We start from the raw sequence: 23,287 nt of genomic DNA on the forward strand, positions 1-23,287 counted from the left end.
TATTCTTTTTCTGGTTTTTATCGTAACTCTTACTTTTTCAACTATTCTTAACGTAATCAATTTAAGACGAGAAGGCTGCAGCCTGTATAATGGCTGACAAAGAGTGAGCAATTACCCGTGGAATTGTGATATCGTTCACGAATATATATTTAATAATGTAACGTTCAGTCGATAAATGTGATTTGTAGCGCATAAAATACCCCAGTTACGTGGTCAAATAGGTAACAGTAAGTTGCCACGGAACTGATAGTTCATAGAGTCAACTGGCTCTAGGGCATCGTGCGGTGAGATGGATCTCAGCTGCTGAGTTTGGAAAACCTAACTAGCATCTTTATGGAACAAGCCCGCTCGCCAACAAAGAACGTATCGTTCTGAAAGAATTAACATCGTTGGAGAGTTATATGACTGATTTAAAAGCAGCAGCGCAACGCGCACTGACCCTGATGGATTTAACCACGTTAAATGACGACGACACTGACGCAAAAGTGATCGCCTTATGTCACCAGGCAAAAAGCCCAGCAGGTCACACCGCTGCTATCTGTATTTATCCTCGTTTTATTCCTATCGCACGTAAAACTTTACGTGAGCAAGGAACGCCAGATATCCGCATTGCAACCGTCACCAACTTCCCACATGGTAATGATGATATTGAGATTGCTTTAGCAGAAACTAAAGCTGCCATTGCTTATGGTGCGGATGAAGTTGACGTTGTATTCCCATACCGTGCACTGATGGCTGGTAATGAAAAAATCGGTTTCGATTTAGTGAAAGCATGTAAAGATGCTTGTGCGGCTGCAAATGTATTACTTAAAGTGATCATTGAAACTGGCGAACTAAAAGATGCCGCTTTAATCCGTAAAGCGTCTGAAATTTCAATTAATGCAGGTGCTGATTTTATTAAGACATCTACAGGTAAAGTGCCTGTAAATGCCACTTTAGAAAGCGCAGAAATCATGATGCAAGTCATTCATGATATGGGCGTTGCGAAAAGTGTTGGTTTCAAACCTGCTGGCGGCGTTCGTACCGCTGAAGAAGCAGCACAATATTTAGCCTTAGCAAGCAAAATCTTAGGCGATAACTGGGCTGATGCTCGCCATTTCCGTTTCGGCGCATCTAGCTTATTAGCGAATTTATTAAATACGCTGGGATTTGACGTTAAAAAATCCTCTAGTAGCTATTAATAATCGTAATTATTAGTGACATCAGACTGTTGCCCAATCTCACTTGGGTAACAGCCGTGACTATTTAGCCGAAGAATTCGATGTGAATTAAGGAGCCTATTGTGTTTCTCGCTCAAGAAATTATTCGTAAAAAACGTGATGGCAAACCATTAAGCGAGGAAGAGATCCGCTTCTTCATTAATGGTGTGCGTGATAACACGGTTTCTGAAGGTCAGATTGCAGCCCTAGCAATGACCATCTATTTCAATGATATGACAACCCCAGAACGTGTTGCGCTAACGCTAGCGATGCGTGACTCAGGTACCGTATTAAATTGGAAATCACTGAATCTTAATGGCCCACTCGTGGATAAACACTCCACCGGTGGCGTGGGTGACGTGACTTCATTAATGTTAGGCCCAATGGTCGCTGCATGTGGTGGTTATGTTCCGATGATTTCCGGTCGCGGCTTAGGTCACACCGGTGGAACCCTTGATAAGCTCGAAGCTATCCCTGGATTTGATATCTTCCCTGATGATGAACGTTTCCGCGACATTATCAAAAATGTGGGCGTAGCGATTATTGGTCAAACTAACTCTCTAGCCCCAGCTGACAAGCGTTTCTATGCGACTCGCGATATCACGGCGACTGTGGATTCTATTCCACTTATCACTGCGTCTATCTTAGGTAAAAAATTAGCCGAAGGGTTAGATGCGTTAGTGATGGACGTTAAAGTGGGTTCTGGTGCATTTATGCCAACCTACGAAAAATCAGAGCAACTGGCTGAATCTATCGTGCAAGTCGCCAATGGAGCAGGCTGCAATACCACCGCATTATTAACTGACATGAACGAGGTACTGGCATCTAGCGCCGGTAATGCCGTTGAAGTCCGCGAAGCCGTGCAATTCTTGACGGGCGAATACCGTAACCCACGTTTGTTCGAAGTCACCATGGCGCTGTGTGTGGAGATGCTTGTTTCAGGTAAATTGGCATCGGATCGTGACGATGCGCGTCAGAAATTACAAGCGGTGCTGGATAACGGTAAAGCGGCTGAAGTGTTTGGGCGTATGGTCGCAGCACAAAAAGGGCCAAAAGATTTTGTTGAGAATTACAGCAAATATCTGCCAACAGCTGTCCTCAGTAAAGCCGTTTACGCGCCTCAAGCGGGCATTATCACACAAATGGACACACGAGCACTGGGTATGTCTGTGGTAACGTTAGGTGGTGGTCGTCGTAAAGCTTCAGATTCTATCGATTACAGCGTTGGTTTAAGTGATATCGCAGCATTAGGTAGCAAAGTTGATACCCAAACTCCACTTGCGATCATTCATGCCAATAGCGAAAAATCCTGGGAAGAGGCGGCGAAAGAAGTTCGCGCTGCTATGATTATTGGGGATAAAGCCCCAGAAGCGACACCAATGGTCTATCGTCAAATTAGTGAATAAACCGATATCCGCATCTTTCACAGAAGGGTGCGGGTTAGATGACGCGATGAACAGATAAGCTGTATCGCAGGAGAATAAATATGAAACGCACATTTATCATGGTACTGGATTCCTTCGGGATCGGCGCTGCAGGTGATGCCCACAAATTCGGCGACGAAGGTTCGAACACTCTGGGTCATATCGCAGAAGCTTGTGCTCGCGGGGAAGCAGACAAAGGTCGTAAAGGTCCATTACACCTGCCGAACTTAACAAAATTAGGTTTAGGAAAAGCAGGGGAAGAATCAAGCGGAAAATTCCCTGCGGGTCTGGATCCAAATGCAGAAATTATCGGTGCATATGGTTATGCAAGCGAGTTATCTTCAGGTAAAGACACGCCGTCTGGTCACTGGGAAATTGCAGGCGTTCCTGTTCTGTTTGATTGGGGCTATTTCGAAAAACACGAAAACAGTTTCCCACAAGAATTGCTGGATACACTGGTAGAAAAAGCCAATTTACCGGGTTACTTAGGTAACTGCCACTCATCGGGTACGGTCATTCTGGACCAACTGGGTGAAGAGCACATGAAAACTGGCAAGCCAATTTTCTATACCTCTGCGGACTCTGTATTCCAAATCGCGTGCCATGAAGAGACTTACGGCTTAGACAAATTGTATGAGCTGTGTGAAATTGCCCGTGAAGAGTTAACCAAAGGTGGTTACAACATCGGTCGTGTCATTGCGCGTCCATTTGTTGGCGACAAAGCGGGTCACTTTGAGCGTACGGGTAACCGTCATGACTTAGCGGTAGAGCCACCAGCGCCAACCGTTCTGCAAAAATTAGTGGAAGAAAAACAAGGTGAAGTGGTATCTATCGGTAAAATTGCCGATATCTATGCACACGTTGGTATCACCAAAAAAATCAAAGCAACAGGTATTAATGCTCTGTTTGACGCAACCTTAGAAGAGATGAAAATCGCGGGTGATGACACCATCGTTTTCACTAACTTTGTAGATTTTGACTCTGCATACGGTCACCGTCGTGATGTTGCTGGTTATGCCGCAGCATTAGAGTTATTCGATAGCCGCTTACCTGAAATGCTGAAACTGGTTAAAGAAGACGACATTCTGATCTTAACCGCTGACCATGGCTGCGACCCAACTTGGCCAGGCACAGACCACACTCGTGAACACATCCCTGTGCTGGTTTACGGACCAAAAGTTAAACCTGGTTCTTTAGGTCACCGTGAAACGTTCGCGGATATTGGCCAGACAGTCGCGAATTATTTTGATTTATCACCAATGGAATACGGTAAGCCGATGTTTTAAGCTTGCGACAGGGTGATTTGAAAATAAGGCAGGAAACTGCCTTATTTATTGTGCACAATTTTAATGATTAAAAGGGAATACGAATGGCTACTCCACATATTAATGCAGAAATGGGTGATTTCGCAGACGTCGTACTGATGCCGGGTGACCCACTGCGCGCGAAGTACATTGCAGAAACTTTCCTTCAAGATGTTCGCCAAGTGAATAACGTACGCGGTATGTTAGGTTTCACAGGGACTTATAAAGGTCGTAAAATTTCCGTTATGGGTCATGGAATGGGTATTCCTTCATGCTCCATCTATGCAAAAGAGTTGATCACTGATTTTGGCGTTAAAACGCTGATCCGTGTTGGTTCATGTGGCGCAGTCATGGATGACGTGAAACTGCGTGACGTGGTTATCGGTATGGGCGCATGCACAGACTCTAAAGTGAACCGTCAGCGTTTCAAAGACCATGATTTTGCGGCAATTGCAGATTATGACTTAGTGCATAACGCGGTTGAAGCGGCAAAAGCGCGTAACGTAAACGTTCGTGTTGGTAACCTGTTCTCTGCGGATCTGTTCTATTCTCCAGATCCAGACATGTTTAAAGTGATGGAAAAATACGGCATCCTCGGCGTGGAAATGGAAGCCGCAGGTATCTACGGTGTGGCTGCTGAATTTGGTGCCCGCGCACTGACTATCTGTACCGTTTCTGATCACATCAAAACTGGCGAGCAAACAACTTCAGAAGAGCGTCAAACAACGTTCAATGAAATGATTGAAATCGCACTGGATTCAGTTCTGCTAGGCGATAAATAATCGTTGATTAACGCTCTAATCTGAATACAAAAATGCCACTTTCGAGTGGCATTTTTTTTGGGAAAGAAGAATATTTATTGATAGTCCCAAAATAGGACTTAAATTTGACATGCTCCCGAAATGGGACTATAAATGCGGTATGAAAATCATATCCATTAAAACTCTGAAAGATTTTTGGGTTAAATACCCTGAAACGGAGCAGCCACTGAAAGCTTGGGTTGATGAAGCGGTAAAAGCTGCATGGAAAACACCTGCTGATATAAAAGGAATGTACCGAAACGCCAGTATTTTAAAAAATAAGCGTGTGGTTTTTAATATAAAGGGAAATTATTATCGACTCATTGTTGCGATTGCATATCAGCGTGGATGGATATTTGTGAAGTTCATAGGAACTCATGAACAATATGATGAAATTGACGCAGAAACGATGGAGTTACTGTCATGATTATGCAAATTAAACCCATCAGAACGGAACAAGACTATGAGGCGGCATTAAAAGCGGTCTCTCCGATGTTTGATAACGAGCCAGAGTTGAATACCCCAGAAGGGGACTATTTTGAAGTGATGTGTCTATTGATTGAAGAGTATGAAAAGAGACATTATCCGATTGAAGCGCCTGATCCGATTGAAGCGATTAAATTCCGAATGGAGCAGCAAGGCTTAACCGTTAAAGATTTAGAAGCAGCGATTGGAAAGTCTAATCGAGTTTACGAGATTTTAAATAGAAAGCGAAAGTTAACTCTACCGATGATCCGGCGTTTACATTGCCAATTTGGGATCCCGTTACGTAGCTTAGTTGGTGTTTAATGGACTTAAAAATGCCACTTTCGAGTGGCATTTTTAATTTATATATCTGCTTAAATTTTCGATTTAATTCGGCTCATCACTATCGCATCCACATACTCACCATCACGAAAAGCGTAATCACGCAAAATCCCCTCTTGCTTGAAGCCAAATTTCTCATATAGACCCAAGCCGCTACCATTAGAGGCAAAGACTTCTAATTCAATGCGGTGAACATTCAGCCAATTGTCACAGTAATCCGCCATAACTTGCATTAATTTTGAACCAATTCCTTTGCCTTGATGAGCCTGGCTCACAGTAATACCGAAACTCGCTACATGTCGGCGACGTATTTGAGCTGGTTGATGTACGACAAGTAGCCCAACCACTGCATTATCCAGTGTGGCGACAAATTGAGTCACCAGCGGATCATTAGCACCTAGTCGCGCTTCCCACGTTTTCTCAGTGGGATAAGGCAATTGCAAAGTGTTGGCATAAGCGGAGTAATCTGCGTGCATTTGTGTAATAGCGTGGACATCGTCCAAGGTGGCTCTACGTATCATTACGTTGTTCACAAAGTTTTTCCTTTTATTATCGTTTTTTAGAAGAATATTAATCACATTAAAAGCAATGTATGTCAACGAAGTAAATGGTTTATCTCCTTGGATTAATATAAGGAATATCAATTTTCATATGGAAAATATATAAGTGGCGATATCTGATATCGTGAGGGAATTTAGGAATATATTATTAATTTTATTTTATGTCATTTAAATTAAGGAAGTGAGTATGTCTCTTATCGAAAGTAGTTTAGTTAAAAATAACAACAACATGTACCTAGAAAAGTTGATAAATTATGATGTTCAGCAAAAAATTGAACTAAGAAATGTATCCAATTCAAAGATTGGATGCTTTATTTTATCTGTTCAAAATAAAATTGATTCAATCAGTGAAATAATTTTCCGTAAAAAAATAATTAGAAGCTATCATTCAGTCATTGAAGCCGTTGAATTTAAATCAGCTAATAATAATATTTCAAAAAAATCACTAAGAAAAATAAAGCGTAAAATTACGGATATTTACAGGGAAACATCTTTCCTAGAGCATCCGAAAATTAATGAAGCGATTATATCTAAAATGAGAGGATATAATAAACCTGTGCGTGATAAAATTATTGCGATGCTTGATCGTAAATTTGGAATTAATATTTATTATAATAAAGAGCATGCTGGTGCTGAAATGAATTTAGCTGAAAATAAAAGATATATTCTCAGTAAAAATATTAACATTCTTCCTTCGATTAAGGAAGTTGATGAAGAATAAGGTGATGAAAATAATGCTTTCATTTTTGAAAATGAAGTCAATGGAGTAACTAAAGAGTTTTCTAACTTATATGAGAATTATAGCGCTAAAATTAATGGATTAGATTTTCACGATCATTTTATAGTTATGAAAATTTTAATTAAATAATTTTTAATAAAGTAATTTTACCATTATAAAGAGAGCTTATTTCTTAATTAAAACAAAGAATAAGCTCTTTTTTAAAATTAAACTAGCTTATACAGAAAGGAATATATATGAAAATTTTTCAAACTAAACTGCAAGATTCTAGGTTAATGAATTATTCATTAAGCGACATGGTAAGGGAAATAGTCAAAAAACCAACAATTTTCGAAGGGAGAAGCTATATTATCATCAATAAAATAAAAAAAGTTAACAATAATAGTTCGGATGGTGGAAAAAAAATAAATGAAGCATGGGAAATTGCTAAGAATGGGAGTAAGGAAGCGCAAAGAAAAACTAACAAGTATTTTATGGAAGGTACGAAAGCAAGTAAAAATTATTTCTCTCTGCCTACTGAAAAAACAATTTCTACTCAAGAAATAAAAACAGAGCAAGGAAAAGATACTCTCGATAAAGTGGTTACTCGAAAAGTATGTGATGATGATTTATCTAATCATTCAATAAAAAAAACTACGCCAATAGAGGGTGATGCTAAAAATGATGTAACTATCGAAAAGATGGAACATTGTGAAGGTGTGACTGATGAAGTAATTGGTGAGAAGGTAAATAGTTTTACAAGCAGGCTTTCAATAATAAAAAATAAATTAAATTATCTGAATTCAAGTGAAAAAGAACCTAAACCTCAAAGAATTCTTCCTAGTCATACGATAGAGGAAGCCATTAAAATTAAAGTGATTTTTGATGGGGTTTCGGATAGGTCATTAAACTTGATTAAGTCTAAAATTAAAACGAAATTTAATGAGTTAAAGTCAAGTAAAACTCCTGAACTCTTTGAAAGAGAAATGTTTAATGCACAGGGAATACTAAAAAAATACGATAATAAATTGGTTTGTGAAAAAATCAATAATATTATTAATAAATATTTGGATAAACATGAAGTCTATATTAGAGAAAATAAAAGTCCGATAAGTCGATTTTGGTATGCAATAAATTCCGTAAATTCATTACAAGATATTACACCCCGTAAGTTTAATGAATTTAAAATGGCAATCACAGATTGCTTGAAAGAGGAACCAATTGAAGATATTAAAGAATATTCATCAAAATTAATGCAGAAAATATCAAGTTATACACATAAAAATATTGCTGATCAGGTTAATGATTTCATAACGGTTTATTCAGGAGATAGAGTAAACGAATTGAATGGATATGAAAAATTTAGTGTTGAAAGTAAACCTGAGTTATTGAAACCTAAAGAAAATATCGATATAGAAGAGTTAATGAAGAGTTTAAGTTTAAAGAAGATGATTTCACATGTGTTCAAGAGAGTAATTGATAATGTACGAAGATTTTTTTCCAAAAATTAATTATGAATTTTATTTTCTTAAGAAATACGGTGAAAAATAAATAAATCAGCCCGTTGTATTTACGGGCTGATTTTTCTCTAACTAAGGTGTCATCATAAATACTTTCTGATTTTGCCCTAAGTATTTATTAGCTAATTGATTTATCTGTGGGAGTGTTAAGGACTCAATCACCGCGCGTTCTTGCGTGAGGCGTTGATATTGCCCATCATCCGCCGCAACTTGTGCGAGGGCTTCAGTCCAATAGCTAGCGCTATCAGTGACTTGCGCATTTTCAGTGAGCCAAATATTTTTGGCTTCCGTTAACTCTTTTTCCGTTACACCTGTTTGGCGCAGCTGCGCAACGGTATTGTGTGCCAACGTCACCATCTCTGAAGCGCGTTCAGGCGCTGTGGTGAAATTTAAGCGTCCGGTGTAATACGGTTGTGGTTTTTTGGCTAACATTTGCGAGAAGCTAAGGGCATAAATACCACTGGCTTTTTCACGCAATTCGCTACGTAGGCGTTGACTAACAATAGTATCAATCAATTGTAGAGCCAGCTGATCTTGCTGAGACCACTGGGCAGGTGCAGCAAATTGAATACTTATCATGCTCTTATCGCTGCTACTGATTGGATATTGCTGATTAAAGCTTGCCATCTTCGGCATGATCCCTTGGTTGCGCCATGCCAGTTTGCCATCATGGGCAGGTAACGTCGCAACCCACTGCTCCAATAATGGTTTCAGTTCGCGGGCATTCATCGCACCAGTGATCACCAGCGTCATATCTGAAGTAGAAGTGAGTAATTGACGGTTGGCTTGTTGAAGCTGTTGAGCGGTAAAGGTTTTCCAAGCTCCTTCAGGGGAGATCACTAACAGCTCGCCATGTTGGTAACTTTGCTGATTAATATGGTCGAGGAAGGTGCGCTCTACAGGCATTTTCGATAAATTCAGAGCAAAAGCCTGCTTCTGCTGTTCGAGCTTCTCTCCACTAAACTGCGGTGCGGTCAGCTTTAAATTCAGTAACTGCAACGCCGTTTCGAGATTATCAATCGGGGTTTTACCGCGATAGCCGTGGTTGAGCAACTCACTATAAGGACGAACGCTGATCTGATTTTGTTTCGCCAATAACGCTAAGTCGCGGGCGCTGTAATTGCCATAACCACTGCTTTCTGGCAGTTTCATTGCCCAGTCGGTTAAGCCTGCGGTTTGCAGGGTTTCAAGGGAACGACCACCCGGTAGCTGTAAGTTAAACTGAATATCATCTTTAAGATTTTTATCCGTTTTAACAATCACTTTGATGCCATTACTAAGTGTCCACTGTTCCGTTTTTTCGATAGGAAGTGACGTTTGTTCGGTAATTGTGCCTTTTGCTACAACGGGTAATTTCAGGCTAATGGCTTGAGAACGCAGCGTGAATGGCCCCGGCTGTGTTTGGCGAATACGTTGCCACTGTTCACTGAAGGTCTGTTTGTTGACGGCCTTTTCATCGGTATCAGGGCCAATCAGTGCTAAGCGTGGGGATGCCACCTGTAAAAGGCTAGCTACATGGCGCTGTAAGTCTTGAGGTTGGATATTTTTGGTTAATTGGTAGCTATTATCCAACTGCTGGCGTTTGTTCCACATCGGCATCTCATATTCGAGTGCGGTGGTCAGTTGTCCTGCTAAGTATTCATTACTGTAACGCTGCTCGGAACCCGCTTGTTGACTGAGTTTCTTCAGCATGCCTTGTTTAGCGCTATCCAACTCTTGTTGCGTTACAGGCTCGGTCGCTAAGCGTTGTAGCTCAGTAAACAGAATTTCGGTGGCGCCCGCGTAGTCATTGCCTTTGGGATGGATGATCATCAGCTGCTGAAGGCGTTGGTTATCTAGCATTGCCCCTTGTTCATTAATACTAATGGACGGCAAAATACCGTTATCGACCATCACAGAAAAACGTTGATTCAAGATGGTTAACCATAAATTATCCATCAGATCGTCGGTTTGACCTTGGCGAGTATTCAGCGGCGCGGAGACATTTTTTTGTAGTGAAAACTGAACGTAGCGCGCACCTTGTTCTTTATCAAATATCCCTTGAACAAGCATATTGTTGGAATCAGCAAAGCGCTTCCATTCTGGAGAATCTTGGGAAATTGTTTCCGGCTTCGGTAACGCAAACAAGGTTTTTACTTCATCACGTACTGTTGATGCGCTGAAGTCCCCAATAATCAATAAGCTCATGCGCTGAGGTTGATACCACGTTTTGTAGTAGGCTTTGGCTTGTTCAATAGGGGCTTGGCGAACCACATCAAGAGAGCCAATAGGGTTACGCTCTGCGTAGCGGCTACCGTGGTAACGCAATTTTTCGAGGCTATCATTAATGCGATAGCCCATGCCTTGACGTAAGCGCCACTCTTCAATAATGACAGGGCGCTCTTTTTCAAATGCTTCTGCATCGAAGGTCATATTCGCCGCCCAATCCGCCATCACTTGTAATCCTGTGCTGACTTGCGCTGGCGTGGCATTTGGCAAGGATAATTTATATAGAGTGCTGTTGATGCTGGTGATCGCATTGACGTGGCTACCGAGTTTCAGCCCTTGTTGTTCTAATTGCTTAAAGCCAGTGGTACCCGGAAAATGTTGGGTGCCTTTAAACGCCATATGCTCAGTGAAGTGAGCTAAACCGAGCTGTTGCTCAGTTTCTTGCAATGAACCCGCATTGACCAGTAAACGCAGCTCAACGCCTGGTTGGTTGCGCTGAAGTAAGTAAACTTGCAGCCCATTATCGAGTTGATAATGTTGCAGATCTTGGCGTACTGGCAGCAATGTTTGCTCACCAGATTGTCGAGGTGCGCCGTTAACGCAGCCGCCTAAAAGTGCGGCAATGATGGCGACCAAGGTAATTTTACGAAGCATATTCTGGGGCTCCTGTCATAAATGGGGTATTTCGCGTTGTTTCAGATAAACGCAGATGCTTGTCAGCTAATTGGTCAATAAAGCCTTGGTGGCTAACCAAAATGATGCTGCTGGCGGGAAGCTGAGCTTTCAGCATGTTCAGTAAAGTGAGTGCACTTGGCTCATCAAGAGCGGAGGTCATTTCATCCAATAGCATTAACTTAGGTCGATTCAGAAGCAGTCGCGCAAACATAATGCGCTGCTGTTCACCGCCAGAAAGTCGGTTGTTCCAATCGGTTTCCAAAGCCAGTTGTGAATGAAGTTTTTCCAACCCAACAAGGGTTAGCGCATATTTCAGATCCGAAGCTGTAAATTGGCTGGCATCTTGTGGGTAAGCCAATAAATTATCTAAACGGCTTATCGGCAAATAGAGTCGCTGCGGGATCCACATGACGTTACCCGTACGTGTAATTTTGCCGTCAAAGAATGGCCAATGACCGCTTAATGTGCGCAGTAACGTGGATTTACCGATACCAGAACGACCGGAGATTAACATCAGCTCACCGCTATTGATGCTAAGATCAACGGTGCTCAGTAGTGGGCGATGATCTGCCGTAAACAGGCTTACATTTGCTGTTAACGGTAGGCTATCTTCGTTGATAGTAGCTTCTGGGGTTTTATCGTTCTCCAATAACACCACGAAGTTATACAGACGCGCGACGGTGGCTTGCCATGCCGCAATCTCTTTATAGGCAAAAATAAACCAGCCCAATGAAGTCGCAACACTGGTGAACGCTTGGCGTAGCTGCATTAATCCACCCAGCATAATTTCACCCGCTAAAAACTTAGGTAATGCCAGTAAAACAGGGGCGAGGGCGGTCACTTGCTGATAACCGACGGTATAGAACGATAAGTTACGTTCACAACGGATCAGTTGGTTCCAGTTACGGATAATTTCGCTAAAGCGGGCCATCAACTCTTTGCGATCTTGTGGCTCACCCCGTTGCCCTGCGATAGCGTCCCCATGTTGGCGGCAATTGATTAACGAGCTACGGTAATCTGCTTCACGGCGCTGTTTATCCATATGCAGGCGGCGCAGTGGGAAACCAATGAGCTGGGTTAGCGCGATGCCGATGATGGTGTAAATAATACAGGCCCAGAACATATAGCCTGGAATGGTCCAATCGCTGTCGGCGAAATTAAATGAAAGGCTTCCTGAAAGGGTCCACAAAATCGCGGCAAAGGAGATCAATGTCAGCATTGAGTGCAGGAAGGTGACTAACAGATTCAGTGTGGATTCAATCAGTAAGCGGATATCTTCTGCGATACGTTGGTCTGGGTTATCTGGCTCTTGGGAGGCGAGCCTCAGCATATAGTGCTTACTGTTGCCCGAAAGCCAGCGACCAAGTACTTGCTCGGTCATGCCTTTACGCCAACGGATAATTAGCATCTGCTTGAGGTAGGTACCCATCACCACCACAAAAATCAGCCCGCTGACTAAAATCACAAAGTATTGCAGCAGTCCATACAGTGCTTGTCCGTCCAGCTTTTGCAGGGCGTTATAGAAATCCCCGTTCCACATGTTCATTTTGACATTGAACCAGACGGAAGAAAGGGTAAGCCCTAACGAGGCAAACAGCAGCACCCAGCACAAAAGGGCAGCACGCTGCCCCCAAAAAGGTTTAACTAAATAGAGAAATTGTTTAATGGTCTTCATGACTCGATTTCTTAGGTTATGTGTTTGACATTGCGCACGGCTATCACTTAGAGATCGTAATTCACTTGCAGCCAGAACTGACGACCCGGATCGTAAGATTTGATCGTGCGGTCATTGAACATAAAGCGGTCTGCAATATTTTTATTATTCAGTACGTTATTTACTTCAACCGAGAATCCAAAGCCGTAAGCAAAGTCAGGTTTCCAGCCTAGGCGGGTATCCCATGTGTATTTGCTCGCAAAGTTTTGCTTGGTGTATTTGCGTAACTGACCATATTCAGGATCGGTGTAGTAAGCGTTGTCATAACGAACCGCTTGGTCACGAGACCCCCACCATTGCAGGCGGTTGTACCATGTGACGTCATATTCATCCCAAACACTGGTCATCTCTAGGTTAAGCTTAATCGGCGAGTTAAAGCTGGTGGATGGCAGTTTTGATGAATCAATCACTTTGCCGTCATACCACACTTTGTTGAGGTTAACTTTGTTACCCGGATCGAATGAGTTATAGCCAGAGTCTTTCGGCGTATTACTTTCGCTTTGCTGCCACGTGAACGAGGCGGTCATCACATGTGATGCCTCTGCCCATTCCCACGGTTGGCTATTGTTAACGGATAATGTCACGGTATCGTGAGAGCTACGTCCACCGTTGTCATACATACGGATGCTGCGTTTATTGGCATCGCGGCTGTCGTATTTGGTGCGGGTACGAACTTCGTCATAACCTTCACGGTGAACATACTGTAAGCGCCAAGTGGTCGATAAGATTTCTTGTTGCAGTGCGAGGGTTAACTCATCGTTATAAGGGGTTTTAAGAGAATCGATCCCTTCGTAGTCTTTTTTGTTGTCCCACTCATTATTTTCAGGGATCAGCGAACATGGCTCGAAATATCCTGCACAGGTTTGCATGCCACCATTTTGTGCCCCGTACAGAGCATAAGTGAGCATTGAACGACCGTAATAGCGGTTCGCACCGGCAATTAATAGCGTTTTCTTATCGCCAAATAAGTCGTAGGTACCTGAAATTCGAGGGGCAACGTTGGTACGATTAACAAAGTCATCGCGATCGAGACGAACGCCTGGGCGTAGGGTTAATTTTCCGTATTGAATATTGTCATCAAGGAAGATGGCGTAGTTGGTGTAATCCGCGGAGTAGCTGCCTTTTTTGAAGCGGCTGATATTCGTTAAGGTCCCAGAGTAGTCATCCCCCATAAGATTTCCAGAGTAGGTATACTGGAAATAATCATGGTCACGGACATAAGTCCCTTTGGTGTAATTGACTTCAGCCCCTGCGGTTGGTTGGTGAGTGAACCCTAAGCTATCTTCTTGCGGATTAAAACGCATGACCGTTTTCAGACTATGGGTATTTTGTTTCGACTCTAAATCCCCTAGTCCTCCACTATTACGTTCCGTGGTGCCAAGGTAGTTGTAGTCATCATCGAATTCGATTGCTCGAACCATTAACGAGTATTTTTGGTCATTCTTGCGGTCATCTTTCAAGCTTTGTGTATTAGCGGTCGCTTCGAATTGACCTAAATCGAATTGATGTTTGAAGACAGCGGTCAAGCCTAACCCATCATGGGTTGAGTCATAGCCAGAATTACTGATTGATGAAGAAAATAAGCGACTATCATAAGAAGCGTAATTGGCTGATAAATCTAATGAGCTCTTCTCTGATAAATTCATCGAATACTTCAAGAAGTAGTTATCGGAGGTACGGCGCTGATTTTTTTTACCCGAGTCTGAGTAGATAGGCTCAATTGTATTATTCTCTAAAACAAAGGATTCGCCACCCGTTACTGTCATCGGAATCGTCGAACTACGACGAGATGCTGAGAACACCACTCCTGAATTTTCCGTCACGCCCAATTCAAACCAGCCACCGAAATCATTTTTATCGTAGCGATTCTGGAAGCGAGCTGGGTTGGCGGTGTCGTTTTTGGTGGTATCGATAGATTGAGTCGAATCATGGAACAGATTATTCCAGCCAGAACGGGTTAAGCGGTAGTATGCGTGGGCGCTATTTTCACCTTGCCAACGACGGCTGTTTACCTCAACGGTTCCTCCCGTAAAGCCACCGAATTCCACAGGGATGTTGTTATCATAAACGGCCATGCTATCAATCAAGCGGCTATCGATGTAAATTCCTTGGTCGCTGCTGCTCAGTCGCGTGGCGGTTTCACCTAAGCCACTGTCGGCAGGGTCAAAGTCATTGTTGAAGCTCACGCCATCAAGGCGATAGGCATTTTGGTAGCTACTGGAACCATGAATAGAAATACGGGAAGGCTTAATTTCCCCTTGGTTCATGGAGTTGCTATCGTTATTCGCAAACTGCACGGCAGGGTTGGTTTTCATTAAATCGGTAATATTGCCGTCACCAGTATTTTTTTGGCTGATTTCTTCTGAGGTGACGTATTGCGGCGCAGACATGACATCCATGGCAGGGTGATTTTGCACCACGCCCGACACTTGGGTTTCAGGTAAAACTAACGTGCCTTGGTTTAAGTTTTGAGGACGAATAACCAGCATGCCGTTTTCGTTAACCAGCTCTAACCCGCTACCAATAAGAATTTTTTGTAATGCGGTTTGCGGGGTATAGCGGCCAGAAAGGGCGGGGGCGCGTAGGCCGCTGAGCTGGCTTTTGTCATACAGCAGTGAAACTTGACCTTGGCGACTGATTTGATCAATAGCGCTCGCCAATCCTTGTTCTGGTAATGAGAAAGTGATTTGTTGGGCGATAGCAGATTGGCTGACTAATGCACTGGTGACCGCCAGTGACAGCGCAATCGGCTTGAATCGACCGAGTGTGAATTGAATTGCCATGGATATCCCTTATTCTTAAGCTGCACGAAAAATGTGCTAAAAAGTATTCAATAAAAATGAAGCTACTTAAGAAGAGGGTGAAATGAGAATTATCCTCACCTGCAAATGAAAATATTTTTTATTTATTTTTTTTGTTTTGGATAATCAAAAGGTTATTTTTATCTTGATACACGACTTGCACAGGAAGGAGCGAGGGAAGTGCCTGAAAAAAGGCATCTGGCTGCTGAAGGTTAATGCGTCCGGATATTTTCCGGTTGGCTAAATTGCTCGGAGAGAGTTCAACCTGAAAGTCGGAATAGGTTTTTAATTCAGACAGAACTTCACCAAGGGGCTTATCCACAAAGCTGAGCTCACCAAAACGCCATCTTGCCACCTCTTGCGGGGTGACTGAATTGAGGGCGATTTTGCCATTAATACTCGGGCTTAGCGCCCCTTGTCCAGCAAGCAGTAATACGGGTTTTGGGCTATTGACGCTTTGAAAGCTCACAATGCCTTGGCTAACATTGACCGCGACTTGCTCGCCTTTTTTATTCACTTCAAATTCCGTTCCCACCACTTGAATACGTCGCTGATCCACGTTGATCACAAACGGGCGATAAGGGTTGGATTTCACTTTAAAATAAGCGGAACCTTGGTCTAAGTAGAGCTGGCGGATTGGCGTTTCATAAGCGACTCGAATGCGGGTATCGCGATTGAGAAAAAGCTGAGAGCCATCTGACAACGTCACTTCTTTGGTGGAGTCAGTGGAAACCAGCGTCATGTTATTGAGCAACATGGAGGGAAGCTGGCTGTAAGGTAAAAACAGGACGGCAGCAATAAAACAGGCGGCAACTAGATGACCGAGAGGCTTCCAAAACGATGAAAAACCAAATTTTGACGCTGTCGATTTAACAGGCGCAGGGCGCGGAACTTTTTCAATATCTTGCCAAATTCCCGCAATTGCTTCATAGGCATCCTCATGGGCTTTTGAAGCACGTAACCAAATTTTAAATTCTTGAGATTGTTGGTCACTGAGTTGTTGACTATGGACACGGGTAAACCACAGCGCCGCGTCTTCGTCGATGCGTTGTTGTTCGACTGACGAGGTAATTTCTGGTTGCTGGGTTTGGTTGTTTGCCATTACGAATGATTGCTCTGATCGTCTAGATATTTTTTACAATGCACTAATGCCGCTGCAATATGTTTTTCCACCATACTGATCGAAATTTCCATACGCTCTGCAATTTCACTTTGAGATAACCCATCAAAGCGATACAGCAAAAAGGCTTCTTTACGTCGTGGAGGCAAAAGATCAATCGCCTCGCCAAGTCGCGCAATTCGCTGTTGGTGCTCTAAAATTTCGCTAGGGTCGGCGGTGGTTTGCTCAAAACTTTGTTCATGCACCACTTCATCAATCGAGGTATGGGACTGGCTCTGTTGATGATTCCGTCGCCAATGGTCAATTAACACATTGCTAGCGATTTTAAACAGATAAGCACGGTTCTCCTTCACAGGATCCTGCGCTTTACGGTTTAGCCATAGTGTAAACACATCCTGTGATAAATCATCCGCATCGTTACTATTACCTAGTCGACTGCGGAAAAATCGCACAAGCTGACCATAGGTTGATTGATATGCGCCGCTGATTTTGCGGGCAAGGGATTTATCGATAGTCATTTTCTGGTGTCAAAAGTGAAAATAGTTTAATAATTAGCTCAAATTGACTTTATAAATTAAATCAATACCTTGTAGTTACTATTGTTATTTTATTAATAATAATGAATATCATTTTGATTTGTATTATGCCTATAATCAGCGAAAAATAAAGATGTGAGGCAAAATATGAACAGCAGTGTGGGGCAGCTGGGAAGCCCAATTTTTCGTCCTCTGGGCGGTTTATGTGGAAGTCTTGTTTTCCATGGAATACTGGCAATGCTTTTTATTGGGTGGTTTACAGCAAACCTACCTAAAACTGGGGTTTTACCACCCGCAATCTCTTTACAATTAGGGCTTTATCAGCTGGAACAGCAGCAGGAGCCTGAAGTCAATAATGCACCCAAACAGCAGATGGCAACCCGTGAAGAAGTCGAGCCTGAAGTTGTTGAAAAAGCAGAAAAGTTACCCCAAACACCACTAGTTGATAATGGGACATTGACACGCGTTACCGAGAAAAAACGCCCGCCAAAGAAAAAGCCAGTTCAAGAGAAAAAAGTGGTGGAAGAAGCCCCTGTTTCGACTCAAGAATCGGAAGTGACGTCGGTTCCAACCTCTGGCAGCGCGTCGAATAGCAGTGCGAATTTTGCGAGCAGTGCTGCTGCCCCCGTCAGTGGTCATCATGGCTGGGAAAGTGACATTCATCAACGATTAGCGAAAGCAAAGCGATACCCACGCGCCGCATTGCGTTTTCGTTCAACCGGCGTTTCTCAAGTTAAAATTATTGTGGATAATCAAGGCAAGGTAGTGAGTGCTAGTTTGATTAACTCGTCAGGCACCAAGATCCTCGATAAAGAAGCGTTAGCCACTATTGAACGTGCTGCACCATTCCCGATGCCACCTGAATCTTTGTTAACTAACGGAAAGGTGGAGGTAATTGCGCCGATCGTGTTTGATACGACGTCAATTTAGTCGTAATTAACGATTACTGCTTTTCTGTATATTTTCGCGCCACCCGTCTTGGTCGATGTGGACTCGGCTCTTTACGGCGTTTGGCGCGTGGTGATTTTAAGGGGCTGCGCGTATTTTGCGGCCCTTTTACCCCATTGTTCTGCACTTCGGGCTTATCTTCACTCTCTTCCGTGTTTTCGTCAGGTTCGATAATCAATTGCTGCTGACCTTTCTTTTTCTTTAGGCGCATTAGGGTGTTCGCCAAAATAAAGCCAATACATAAAGATAATAAAATAAATACGCGCATGATATTAACGGTGTTATCGGCTTGCTGAAGATCGGTAGTCAGTGATTCCGTATCGATGGTAAGGCGTAAATAGCCTTTAGGTTCTTTGGCGCCTTGAACTGGCACCACTAATTGATACTGAAAATTCTGTAGTCCAGTGTTTCCTTCGAGGGAAAGTCGCTCTTTGACCGTGGCGGGTTCCCCCACTTGGGTGACCAACGCGCCTGCCGCCGTGTATAAACCGACATCCAAAATATAGTGATCTTTAGCTAGATGATTTAAATTGGCATTAATTCGTTCTAAATTAAAATCTTTGCTGCCGGGAACCACATAATCGGATAAGCTGAATGCCACTTGCTCAGCTAATACTTGAGTTAATTGCTTAAATTGCTCTAGTCTGCTCTGGCTTTGGTTATAACCTAAATATGAAACCCCGTGCATTAGAAAGGTTATCAGCGCAACGCAAACAATGATAATAACGGTTTTGTGCAGCCTAAATGGGAGTTTCATAGGAATAATCGTGCTCTTTGTCTGTTTTATCGCAATTAGCAAAGTCATGAAGCGTTAACTTGCTGGAAAATTTAAGTATAGTAATTTTATGCAGGGTATACATTATAAAAAAAGTTGTATCCACTACAGGAGCTAATTTTCATGCCAACGAGTTTGACCTACTGTTATCTGCCTGATGAAATTCAAAAATGGCCAGGTTTGCCCTTATCGCTAAGTGGTGAAGAAGTGATGCCATTGGATTATCGTGCAGGGGACACTGGGTGGTTGTTATATGGTCGCGGCTTAGATAAAGCACGCATCAGTGATTTCCAGCAGCGTTTAGGGATAGCGATTGTGATTGTCTCCTCTTGGCGCATTGATGATTACCAAGTTGTCCGTATCGCGGGCAGCATTACCCCTCGCATCAAAAAACTGGCAGATGAAAGCCAATTGGATGTGGTACCACTCGGTAAAATTCCTCGTTTACGATCCCCAGGGATCTTACTTATGGATATGGATTCCACGGCGATCCAAATCGAGTGTATCGATGAAATCGCCCGACTAGCCGGTGTGGGTGACCAAGTTTCTGAAGTCACCGAACGCGCCATGCAAGGAGAACTCGATTTCACAGAAAGTCTACGTGCTCGCGTGGCACTACTCGAAGGTGCCGATGCAGCTATTCTCGACCAAGTCCTTGAAACCTTGCCGTTAATGCCGGGCTTAACCAGCTTAGTTCGTAAGTTACAAGCGATGGACTGGCATATCGCCATCGCCTCCGGCGGATTCACGTTCTTTGCCGATAACCTACGCCAGCGATTAAAACTGGTCGCGGCAGTTGCCAATCACCTCGAAGTCAAAAATGGCAAATTGACAGGCAAAGTCAAAGGGGCAATTGTCGATGCTAAATACAAAGCGCAAACCCTCGTTAAACTGGCAGAAAAACTGAACATCCCAATGGAGCAAACCGTCGCCATCGGTGACGGGGCAAACGACCTGAAAATGCTCAGAAAAGCAGGGTTGGGGATAGCGTACCACGCGAAACCAAAAGTGTTTGCAAGGGCGAAAGTGGGGATTAAGCATGCAGACCTCATGGGCGTCCTATGCGTTCTAAGCGGGGGACTCAAACACGAGGAGCGCTAAAATTTTCGTCATATTTCGGGTTGTAGGGGTGTTGGCTTCTTTCGGCTATCCTAGTCACATACTTGTGTATGCTCCTAGGAATATCCTCAATTGCCGCCTGCCTACAACGCCGAACTATTTAGAAAATTGGTGGAAGTTGAAAGTCAAAGAATTAAAGATAAAGAGCTAAATATTTTTATTAGGTGATTAAGGAGTGGCTGTGGCGAAAGGTGTGAAAAGGGCATTTGTGTGTAATGAGTGTGGGGCGGATTATCCGCGCTGGCAGGGGCAGTGTAGTGCCTGTAATGCATGGAATACCATTACGGAAGTGCGTTTGGCATCGACGACTGCGGCACGTACGGATAGGCTGACGGGCTATGCCGGTAATGCGGCGGGCGTCAGTAAAGTCCAAAAACTCTCTGAAATTAGCCTCGAAGAACTACCTCGTTTTACCACCGGATTTAAAGAATTTGACCGCGTGCTGGGTGGTGGGGTTGTGCCAGGTAGTGCCATCCTTATCGGGGGGAACCCCGGAGCGGGGAAAAGTACCTTGCTGCTGCAAACCATGTGCTTGCTATCGCGGGAGATGAAAACCCTGTATGTCACGGGGGAAGAATCCTTACAGCAAGTTGCCATGCGTGCCCATCGATTAGGACTACCGACTGATTCACTCAATATGCTGTCGGAAACCAGTATTGAACAAATCTGCCTGACCGCAGAGCAAGAGCAACCCAAGCTGATGGTCATCGACTCCATCCAAGTGATGCACATGGCGGATATTCAATCCTCGCCGGGCAGTGTGGCGCAAGTGCGTGAAACCGCGGCATATCTAACTCGCTTCGCAAAAACTCGCGGCGTGGCGATTATTATGGTGGGTCACGTCACTAAAGATGGCTCGCTGGCAGGACCCAAAGTGCTTGAACACTGTATCGACTGCTCCATTATGCTCGATGGTGATGCCGACAACCGTTTTCGCACTTTACGCAGCCACAAAAACCGCTTTGGTGCCGTCAACGAGCTGGGCGTATTTGCCATGACGGAACAAGGCTTAAAAGAAGTCAGTAACCCGTCCGCCATCTTCTTAAGTCGTGGAGATGAAATTACCTCGGGCAGTTCTGTGATGGTCGTTTGGGAAGGTACGCGACCATTGCTGGTGGAGATCCAAGCCCTTGTCGACCACTCCATGATGTCCAACCCGCGCCGAGTGGCGGTGGGACTGGAACAGAACCGTTTAGCGATTTTGCTGGCGGTATTGCATCGCCACGGTGGATTACAAATGTCCGACCAAGACGTGTTTGTAAATGTTGTGGGCGGGGTAAAAGTGACGGAAACCAGTGCCGACCTCGCGCTGCTATTATCGTTAGTTTCAAGTTTTCGTGATCGCCCATTACCTCGCGACCTTGTAGTATTTGGTGAAGTGGGGCTGGCTGGGGAAATTCGCCCAGTCCCAAGCGGACAAGAGCGTATTTCCGAAGCTGCAAAACATGGCTTCAAGCGCGCCATTGTGCCTCACGCCAATATGCCGAAAAAGTTACCTGCCGATATGAAAGTGTATGGGGTGAAGAAGTTGGCGGATGCACTTAGTATTCTCGATGAGTTCTAAATTATCGTCATGCTCCGCGCTGTCGCGTTGTTGCTTGCGCTTGCTAACCCTAGTCACATACTTTGTGTATGCTCCTAGGGATTAGCGGCACTTAGCGCCTAGCGACAACACGGATCATTTAGATAATATAATGTTCAGATAATGATGAGATAGCGAGAGAAAAGATTCTCTGTCAAAAAGGGAATAAAAGCGAAAGGATAAATAATATGGCTGAATTTGACTATCTAAAGAGTGCCATCAAAGGTGCGGGTTACACATTGCAGCAAGTAGCGGATGCGACCGAGATGACCAAAGGCTATCTCAGCCAGTTAATTAACGACAAAATTAAAAGCCCCAGCGCGCACAAAATTGCGGCGCTTCATCGCTTTTTAGGCTTAGAGTATCCGCTTCAACAAAAAACTATCGGCGTTGTTTTCGGTAAGTTTTATCCGCTCCATACGGGGCATATCTATTTGATTCAACGCGCTTGTAGCCAAGTGGATGAGCTGCATGTGATCCTCTGTCACGATGAACCTCGTGATAAAGAGCTGTTTGTGAATAGCTCCATGTCACAACAACCTACTGTCAGTGACCGCCTGCGTTGGTTATTACAAACCTTTAAGTATCAGAAAAATATTCATATTCACTCTTTTGATGAGCAAGGGATAGAGCCATACCCTCACGGTTGGGAAGTGTGGAGCGACGGGATGAAAGGCTTTATGAAAAAGCACAATATCAACCCGAGCTTTATCTATTCCGGCGAACCTCACGATGTACATCGTTATAAAAAATACCTTGGGATCGAAACTATTCTTATCGATCCTGAACGCACATTTATGAATATTAGCGGCAACCAAATTCGCCAAGCGCCATTCCGCTATTGGGAATATATTCCAACCGAAGTGAAGCCATTCTTTGTGCGTAAAGTGGCGGTATTAGGCGGCGAATCAAGCGGTAAATCCACCCTCGTCAATAAGTTGGCCAATATCTTCAATACCACCAGTGCGTGGGAATATGGGCGCGATTATGTGTTTAGTCACCTTGGTGGTGATGAGATGGCGCTGCAATATTCTGATTACGATAAAATTGCGTTGGGTCACGCTCAATATATTGATTTTGCAATTAAATATGCGAATAAAGTGGCATTTATTGATACGGATTTTGTCACTACGCAAGCGTTCTGTTTGCGTTATGAAGGGCGAGAACACCCGTTTGTGCAGGCACTGATCGATGAATACCGTTTTGATCTCGTTATCTTGCTGGAAAATAATACCCCATGGGTAGCGGATGGCCTACGCAGCTTAGGCAGTGATAAAGACCGAATGGAGTTTCAAACATTACTGATTGAAATGCTGAAGAAAAATAATATTGAATTTGTGCACGTGGAGTCGTCAGACTACGATTCTCGTTTCTTAGAGTGCGTTTCTTTAGTTCAGCAATTATTGATGCTGGATGATTCACTTTCCGCATAAAAAAATGGCACCTAAGGGTGCCATTTTTGATCGTAATAAACGAA

General features: G+C 43.6%; 19 protein-coding genes. 12 read left to right on the top strand and 7 right to left on the bottom strand.

Annotated elements, in window-relative coordinates; all coding sequences use genetic code 11:
- Window positions 1-401 precede the first annotated feature (401 nt).
- From deoC to ACY3ZI_RS03405, 6 genes are all read left to right on the top strand, one after another.
- Window positions 402-1,181: a deoxyribose-phosphate aldolase gene (gene deoC, locus ACY3ZI_RS03380; RefSeq protein ID WP_108479208.1), complete on the top strand. Its 780-nt coding sequence runs from the start codon at window positions 402-404 to the stop codon at window positions 1,179-1,181.
- A 101-nt stretch (window positions 1,182-1,282) separates the two neighbouring features.
- The gene (gene deoA, locus ACY3ZI_RS03385) at window positions 1,283-2,605 is read left to right on the top strand and encodes a thymidine phosphorylase (protein ID WP_036950222.1); all 1,323 of its coding nucleotides are present in this window, start codon (window positions 1,283-1,285) and stop codon (window positions 2,603-2,605) included.
- Window positions 2,606-2,685: 80 nt separating this feature from the next.
- Entirely contained in the window at window positions 2,686-3,909 is a 1,224-nt protein-coding gene (gene deoB / locus ACY3ZI_RS03390; protein WP_036950225.1) for a phosphopentomutase, read from the top strand.
- Window positions 3,910-3,992: 83 nt separating this feature from the next.
- Window positions 3,993-4,709 (top strand): purine-nucleoside phosphorylase, encoded by a 717-nt coding sequence (deoD, locus tag ACY3ZI_RS03395; RefSeq protein WP_006657106.1) that lies wholly within the window; start codon window positions 3,993-3,995, stop codon window positions 4,707-4,709.
- A 139-nt stretch (window positions 4,710-4,848) separates the two neighbouring features.
- Window positions 4,849-5,154 (top strand): type II toxin-antitoxin system HigB family toxin, encoded by a 306-nt coding sequence (locus tag ACY3ZI_RS03400; protein ID WP_211886739.1) that lies wholly within the window; start codon window positions 4,849-4,851, stop codon window positions 5,152-5,154.
- Window positions 5,155-5,156: 2 nt separating this feature from the next.
- Window positions 5,157-5,516, top strand: coding sequence for a helix-turn-helix domain-containing protein (locus ACY3ZI_RS03405; protein WP_154637990.1), 360 nt, complete (start codon window positions 5,157-5,159; stop codon window positions 5,514-5,516).
- A 50-nt stretch (window positions 5,517-5,566) separates the two neighbouring features.
- Here the strand turns inward: ACY3ZI_RS03405 and ACY3ZI_RS03410 are convergent, their stop codons facing one another.
- A complete protein-coding gene (locus tag ACY3ZI_RS03410; RefSeq protein WP_336431243.1) occupies window positions 5,567-6,067 on the bottom strand; it encodes a GNAT family N-acetyltransferase in 501 nt (166 codons plus the stop codon).
- A gap of 214 nt (window positions 6,068-6,281) precedes the next feature.
- Between ACY3ZI_RS03410 and ACY3ZI_RS03415 the strand changes: the two genes are divergently transcribed.
- Window positions 6,282-6,815 carry a hypothetical protein gene (locus tag ACY3ZI_RS03415; protein WP_211886737.1) on the top strand — a complete coding sequence of 178 codons (534 nt, stop codon included), beginning with the start codon at window positions 6,282-6,284 and terminating at the stop codon, window positions 6,813-6,815.
- A 254-nt stretch (window positions 6,816-7,069) separates the two neighbouring features.
- On the top strand, window positions 7,070-8,323 hold the full coding sequence (locus ACY3ZI_RS03420; RefSeq protein ID WP_211886735.1) for a hypothetical protein: 1,254 nt from the start codon (window positions 7,070-7,072) through the stop codon (window positions 8,321-8,323).
- 81 nt (window positions 8,324-8,404) lie between these two features.
- Here ACY3ZI_RS03420 and ACY3ZI_RS03425 read toward each other — a convergent pair whose 3' ends face one another.
- The 5 genes from ACY3ZI_RS03425 to ACY3ZI_RS03445 form a co-directional block, all read right to left on the bottom strand.
- On the bottom strand, window positions 8,405-11,194 hold the full coding sequence (locus ACY3ZI_RS03425) for a M16 family metallopeptidase (RefSeq protein WP_211886733.1): 2,790 nt from the start codon (window positions 11,192-11,194) through the stop codon (window positions 8,405-8,407).
- Window positions 11,184-12,890, bottom strand: coding sequence for an ABC transporter ATP-binding protein/permease (locus ACY3ZI_RS03430; protein WP_211886731.1), 1,707 nt, complete (start codon window positions 12,888-12,890; stop codon window positions 11,184-11,186). Before ACY3ZI_RS03430 ends, ACY3ZI_RS03425 begins: the two co-directional genes overlap by 11 nt.
- Before the next feature lie 47 nt (window positions 12,891-12,937).
- Entirely contained in the window at window positions 12,938-15,712 is a 2,775-nt protein-coding gene (locus ACY3ZI_RS03435) for a secretin and TonB N-terminal domain-containing protein (protein ID WP_487375979.1), read from the bottom strand.
- A 118-nt stretch (window positions 15,713-15,830) separates the two neighbouring features.
- Complete coding sequence (locus tag ACY3ZI_RS03440) at window positions 15,831-16,832, bottom strand: FecR family protein (RefSeq protein ID WP_211886727.1); 1,002 nt, start codon at window positions 16,830-16,832, stop codon at window positions 15,831-15,833.
- Window positions 16,832-17,368: an RNA polymerase sigma factor gene (locus ACY3ZI_RS03445; protein WP_132496135.1), complete on the bottom strand. Its 537-nt coding sequence runs from the start codon at window positions 17,366-17,368 to the stop codon at window positions 16,832-16,834. Before ACY3ZI_RS03445 ends, ACY3ZI_RS03440 begins: the two co-directional genes overlap by 1 nt.
- A gap of 165 nt (window positions 17,369-17,533) precedes the next feature.
- On the opposite strand from ACY3ZI_RS03445, the gene ACY3ZI_RS03450 reads away from it, so the two are divergent.
- Window positions 17,534-18,316, top strand: a complete 783-nt coding sequence (locus ACY3ZI_RS03450; RefSeq protein WP_211886725.1) for an energy transducer TonB — start codon at window positions 17,534-17,536, stop codon at window positions 18,314-18,316.
- A gap of 13 nt (window positions 18,317-18,329) precedes the next feature.
- On the opposite strand, the gene ACY3ZI_RS03455 is transcribed toward ACY3ZI_RS03450, so the two are convergent.
- Window positions 18,330-19,091 (bottom strand): AhpA/YtjB family protein, encoded by a 762-nt coding sequence (locus ACY3ZI_RS03455; protein WP_211886723.1) that lies wholly within the window; start codon window positions 19,089-19,091, stop codon window positions 18,330-18,332.
- 141 nt (window positions 19,092-19,232) lie between these two features.
- Here ACY3ZI_RS03455 and serB point away from each other — a divergent pair, with 141 nt between their 5' ends.
- From serB to nadR, 3 genes are all read left to right on the top strand, one after another.
- Window positions 19,233-20,210, top strand: coding sequence for a phosphoserine phosphatase (serB, locus tag ACY3ZI_RS03460; RefSeq protein ID WP_036950248.1), 978 nt, complete (start codon window positions 19,233-19,235; stop codon window positions 20,208-20,210).
- Between the two features lie 199 nt (window positions 20,211-20,409).
- Window positions 20,410-21,792 carry a DNA repair protein RadA gene (gene radA, locus ACY3ZI_RS03465; protein WP_487377440.1) on the top strand — a complete coding sequence of 461 codons (1,383 nt, stop codon included), beginning with the start codon at window positions 20,410-20,412 and terminating at the stop codon, window positions 21,790-21,792.
- Window positions 21,793-21,998: 206 nt separating this feature from the next.
- On the top strand, window positions 21,999-23,243 hold the full coding sequence (nadR, locus tag ACY3ZI_RS03470) for a multifunctional transcriptional regulator/nicotinamide-nucleotide adenylyltransferase/ribosylnicotinamide kinase NadR (protein WP_181477997.1): 1,245 nt from the start codon (window positions 21,999-22,001) through the stop codon (window positions 23,241-23,243).
- The last annotated feature ends 44 nt before the right edge of the window (window positions 23,244-23,287 follow it).

Source organism: Providencia sp. LY12, from assembly GCF_057621555.1.

Coding starts and splice junctions, on each gene's coding strand:
- deoC (WP_108479208.1), top strand. CDS start 402: ATGACTGATTTAAAAGCAGCAGCGCAACGCGCACTGACCCTGATGGAT.
- ACY3ZI_RS03430 (WP_211886731.1), bottom strand. CDS start 12,890: ATGAAGACCATTAAACAATTTCTCTATTTAGTTAAACCTTTTTGGGGG.
- ACY3ZI_RS03455 (WP_211886723.1), bottom strand. CDS start 19,091: ATGAAACTCCCATTTAGGCTGCACAAAACCGTTATTATCATTGTTTGC.
- ACY3ZI_RS03440 (WP_211886727.1), bottom strand. CDS start 16,832: ATGGCAAACAACCAAACCCAGCAACCAGAAATTACCTCGTCAGTCGAA.
- ACY3ZI_RS03415 (WP_211886737.1), top strand. CDS start 6,282: ATGTCTCTTATCGAAAGTAGTTTAGTTAAAAATAACAACAACATGTAC.
- ACY3ZI_RS03425 (WP_211886733.1), bottom strand. CDS start 11,194: ATGCTTCGTAAAATTACCTTGGTCGCCATCATTGCCGCACTTTTAGGC.
- ACY3ZI_RS03435 (WP_487375979.1), bottom strand. CDS start 15,712: ATGGCAATTCAATTCACACTCGGTCGATTCAAGCCGATTGCGCTGTCA.
- ACY3ZI_RS03400 (WP_211886739.1), top strand. CDS start 4,849: ATGAAAATCATATCCATTAAAACTCTGAAAGATTTTTGGGTTAAATAC.
- ACY3ZI_RS03445 (WP_132496135.1), bottom strand. CDS start 17,368: ATGACTATCGATAAATCCCTTGCCCGCAAAATCAGCGGCGCATATCAA.
- nadR (WP_181477997.1), top strand. CDS start 21,999: ATGGCTGAATTTGACTATCTAAAGAGTGCCATCAAAGGTGCGGGTTAC.
- serB (WP_036950248.1), top strand. CDS start 19,233: ATGCCAACGAGTTTGACCTACTGTTATCTGCCTGATGAAATTCAAAAA.
- ACY3ZI_RS03405 (WP_154637990.1), top strand. CDS start 5,157: ATGCAAATTAAACCCATCAGAACGGAACAAGACTATGAGGCGGCATTA.
- ACY3ZI_RS03450 (WP_211886725.1), top strand. CDS start 17,534: ATGAACAGCAGTGTGGGGCAGCTGGGAAGCCCAATTTTTCGTCCTCTG.
- ACY3ZI_RS03420 (WP_211886735.1), top strand. CDS start 7,070: ATGAAAATTTTTCAAACTAAACTGCAAGATTCTAGGTTAATGAATTAT.
- deoB (WP_036950225.1), top strand. CDS start 2,686: ATGAAACGCACATTTATCATGGTACTGGATTCCTTCGGGATCGGCGCT.
- deoD (WP_006657106.1), top strand. CDS start 3,993: ATGGCTACTCCACATATTAATGCAGAAATGGGTGATTTCGCAGACGTC.